The 3,721-nt window shown below is 77.0% G+C and carries 4 protein-coding genes; 3 read left to right on the top strand and 1 reads right to left on the bottom strand.

The features are described 5' to 3' along the window. A partial coding sequence (locus CTKZ_RS18210) for a phosphotransferase family protein (protein ID WP_503825976.1) occupies nucleotides 1-541 on the bottom strand: 541 nt, incomplete at its 3' end. A gap of 119 nt (nucleotides 542-660) precedes the next feature. Here CTKZ_RS18210 and CTKZ_RS18205 point away from each other — a divergent pair. The 3 genes from CTKZ_RS18205 to CTKZ_RS18195 all read left to right on the top strand — a co-directional run. Further along, nucleotides 661-1,863 carry a cysteine desulfurase family protein gene (locus tag CTKZ_RS18205; protein ID WP_124344254.1) on the top strand — a complete coding sequence of 401 codons (1,203 nt, stop codon included), beginning with the start codon at nucleotides 661-663 and terminating at the stop codon, nucleotides 1,861-1,863. Continuing rightward, the gene (gene mnmA, locus CTKZ_RS18200; protein WP_124344253.1) at nucleotides 1,863-3,086 is read left to right on the top strand and encodes a tRNA 2-thiouridine(34) synthase MnmA; all 1,224 of its coding nucleotides are present in this window, start codon (nucleotides 1,863-1,865) and stop codon (nucleotides 3,084-3,086) included. The genes CTKZ_RS18205 and mnmA overlap by 1 nt, the downstream gene beginning before the upstream one ends. Further along, a partial coding sequence (locus tag CTKZ_RS18195) for a uroporphyrinogen decarboxylase/cobalamine-independent methonine synthase family protein (protein ID WP_503825975.1) occupies nucleotides 3,083-3,721 on the top strand: 639 nt, incomplete at its 3' end. The genes mnmA and CTKZ_RS18195, both read left to right, overlap by 4 nt.

Raw genomic sequence — 3,721 nt, 5'->3', positions numbered from 1 at the left:
CGCCCTCGCGGGTGGCCTCGTCGAGGTCGACGAGGCGGCGCCAGCCGGTGAAGTCCTCGGCGAGCACGTCGTCGATGCGCGGCAGACCGTGACCGGGGAGCGGCTCGACGTCCGCAAGCGCTCCCACGGCGTCGGCGACGGCGGCCAGGTCGGTGGGACGCCACGGCAGCTCGGGGGAGCGGCCGTGCACGACCTCGAAGCCGAGGATCACCCAGTCGCCGTCGTCGTCGGACCACAGCATGCGCGGCGCGGGCACCTGCGGGGGAAGGGCGGCGGCGACGCGGGTCTCGGCGCGTGCGAGGTGCGGGGAGACGGGGTTCTGCTCGCCGGACACGGCCTTCACGAACACGCCCCGGCCGTCGGCGAACTCGAGGACCGCGGCGAAACCGGGGCTGAACCCGCTGGTCGCGCTGATCTCGGCGGTCACCTGCGACCCGGCGAGCGTGCTGATGCGCTCGCGGACGTGCCGGGGCAGGTCACGCCAGTCCAGCCGCTGGCCGCTGAACGCGGGCGGCAGGGCGATGACCTCGTCGGCACTCACGGCGCACATCCTGCCAGGCCGCGTCGACGTCTTTCGAGGGTGAGACCACGCTGCGGCCGGGTGGGCGCACGCGCGGCCGCCGTCCGGAGTCCCGCGCGCACGTTCGTAGACTGGTGCGGATGACTGCGTACCTCGACCATGCGGCGACCACGCCCATGCTCCCGGGGGCGGCGCGCGTGCTCACCGAGCACCTGGCGCACCCGGGCAACCCGTCGTCGCTGCACGGCTCGGGCCGGGCGGCGCGACGCGTCGTCGAGGAAGCGCGCGAGACGGCCGCGGCGGCGCTCGGTGCGCGGCCGAGCGAGGTCGTGTGGACGTCGGGCGGGACCGAGGCCGACAACCTCGCGGTCAAGGGGCTGTTCTGGGCGCGCCGCACGCAGGACCCGTCGCGGCGGCGCATCCTCGTGTCGGCGGTCGAGCACCACGCGGTCCTCGACCCGGCGTTCTGGATGGCGGAGCACGCGGGCGCGGAGCTGGTGCTGCTGCCCGTCGACGCCGACGGCGTGGTGGACGTCGCGGCGCTGCGCGACGAGCTCGAGCAGAACGGTGCGCAGGCGGCGCTGCTGTCGGTGATGTGGGCGAACAACGAGGTCGGTGCGCTGCAGCCGCTCGACGAGGTCGTCGCGCTCGCGCGGCGGCACGGGGTCCCGGTGCACGCGGACGCGGTGCAGGCCGTGGGGCAGGTGCCGGTGGACTTCGCGGCGTCCGGGCTGGACGCCATGACCGTGTCCGGGCACAAGATCGGCGGGCCCGGCGGGGTCGGAGCGCTGCTCGCGCGGCGCGGGCTCGACCTCACGCCCGTGCTGCACGGCGGCGGGCAGGAGCGCGGGGTCCGGTCGGGCACGCTCGCGGCGCCGCTCATCGCGTCGTTCGCGGCCGCGCTCGACGAGGCCGTGCGCGAGCGGCCCGTGTACGCGGCGCGGGTCGGTGCGCTGCGCGACCGGCTCGTCGCGGGCGTCCGGGCCGCGGTCCCGGACGCCGTGCTGCGCGGTCCCGCCGACACCGACCGGCGGCTGCCCGCCAACGCGCACTTCACGTTCCCCGGCTGCGAGGGCGACTCGCTGCTGTACCTGCTCGACTCCGCGGGCGTCGAGGCGTCGACGGGGTCGGCGTGCCAGGCGGGTGTGCCGCGACCGAGCCACGTGCTGCTCGCGATGGGGGTCGACGAGGACGACGCGCGCGGCGCGCTGCGGTTCACGCTCGGGCACACGTCGACCGAGGCGGACGTCGCGGCGCTGCACGCGGCCCTGCCGGCGGTCGTCGAGCGCGCGCGGGCCGCCGGGCTCGCCGGTCGCGGGAGCACGCCGGCGGTGATGGCCTGATGCGCGTCCTGGCCGCCCTCTCCGGCGGCGTCGACTCGGCGGTCGCGGCCGCGCGCGCGGTCGACGCCGGGCACGACGTCGTCGGCGTGCACATGGCGCTGTCCCGCACGCGCGACCAGTTCCGCACCGGGTCGCGCGGCTGCTGCTCGATCGAGGACGCGGGCGACGCGCGCCGGGCCGCGGACGTCCTCGGCATCCCGTACTACGTGTGGGACCTGTCCGAGCGGTTCGAGGACACCGTGGTCGCCGACTTCCTCAGCGAGTACGAGGCAGGTCGCACGCCCAACCCCTGCGTGCGCTGCAACGAGCACATCAAGTTCGCCGCGCTGCTCGACAAGGCCGTCGCGCTCGGGTTCGACGCCGTGTGCACCGGCCACTACGCGCGCGTCGAGGTCGGCGACGACGGCACGCGCGAGCTGCACCGCGCGCGGGACGCCGCGAAGGACCAGTCGTACGTGCTCGCCGTGATGGGCCCCGAGCGGCTCGCGCGGTCGCTGTTCCCGCTCGGCGACGTCGCGTCGAAGGACGAGACCCGCGCCGAGGCCGCCGCACGCGGCCTGTCGGTGTCGGCCAAGCCCGACTCGTACGACATCTGCTTCGTCGCCGACGGCGACACCCAGGGCTTCCTGCGCGACCGGCTCGGGTCGCGCGAGGGCGAGATCGTCGACACGTCCGGGGAGGTCGTCGGGCGGCACGACGGCGCGTACGCGTACACCGTCGGGCAGCGCAAGGGGCTCGCGCTCGGGCGGCCCGCTCCCGACGGGAGGCCGCGGTACGTCCTGTCGGTCGAGCCCGTGCGTAACCGGGTCGTCGTCGGGTCGGTCGAGGAGCTCGCCGTGGGGACGGTGGAGGCCGACCGCGCGGTGTGGTTCGACGTGCTTGGGCCTGCGCCGTTCGCGTGCGAGGTCCAGGTGCGCGCGCACGGCGCGCCGGTGCCTGCGGTCGCGACCGCGACGCCGGAGGGGACGGTGCGCGTCGACGTCGACGCGAGCGCGGGGTTGCGCGGCGTGGCGCCGGGGCAGTCGCTCGTCGTGTACGACGGCACGCGCGTGCTGGGGCAGGCGACCGTCACGGAGACGCGGCGCCCCGGGTCGGCGCCGGGAGGCGTCGTGGCCTCGTCGTCCGCACCGGTGCCGGAGGCCGAGACGGCGGCGTCGTCGCGCGTCGCGGCGACGGCCCCGGACGCATCGCTCGGCACGGCCGCCGCGGGCGTGCACCGGTGAGCGGCCGTCCCGGGGTCAGCGGCACGGGACCATGGCCGGGCACGGACGCGCTCGAGGCGCAGTCGTCGGTCGTCGGCGACCTCGTCGACACCCCGTCGGAGCTGCAGGGCCTGCCGTTCACGGTGCTCCTGCCCGCGCGCGGGCCGTGGGGCGACCGCGCCGGTCACGCCGCCGCGGTGCTCGAGGAGCTGCCCACCGAGCTCGGGCCGCACGGGTGGAAGCTCGCCGACCGTCCCGGCGGCGATCTCGCCCGCGCGCGGGCGTTCGTGCGGGAGGACCTCGACGCCCTCGCGGTCGCGGCGCACGGGTACACCGGGCCGCTCGTCGTGCCCGTGGCCGGCCCGCTGACGCTCGCCGCGAGCCTGTACCTCGCGCGCGGGGACCGCGTGCTGTCCGACGCGGGCGCGGTGCGCGAGCTGGCCGAGTCGCTCGCGCTCGGTGCGGGCGAGCACGTCGCCGCCGTCCGGCGCGTCGTCCCCGGCGCCGAGGTCACCGTGCTGCTGCACGAGCCGCTGCTCGCGCAGGTCGTCGCGGGCGTCCTGCCGACGTTCTCCGGGTACGCGGCGCTGCGCGCGGTGCGCGGGCCGGTCGCGGCCGAGCGGATCGGCACGGTGGCCGCGGGGGCGCGCTCGGGC

This window comes from Cellulomonas algicola (genome assembly GCF_003851725.1).
GTDB classification, from domain to species: domain Bacteria; phylum Actinomycetota; class Actinomycetes; order Actinomycetales; family Cellulomonadaceae; genus Cellulomonas; species Cellulomonas algicola.
Note: the sequence above shows the minus strand (reverse complement) of the source record. Positions and strands in the feature narration are given on the sequence as shown.

What these genes read in the sequence shown, in the direction of transcription:
- mnmA (WP_124344253.1), top strand. Translation starts at nt 1,863, where the DNA reads ATGCGCGTCCTGGCCGCCCTCTCCGGCGGCGTCGACTCGGCGGTCGCG.
- CTKZ_RS18205 (WP_124344254.1), top strand. Translation starts at nt 661, where the DNA reads ATGACTGCGTACCTCGACCATGCGGCGACCACGCCCATGCTCCCGGGG.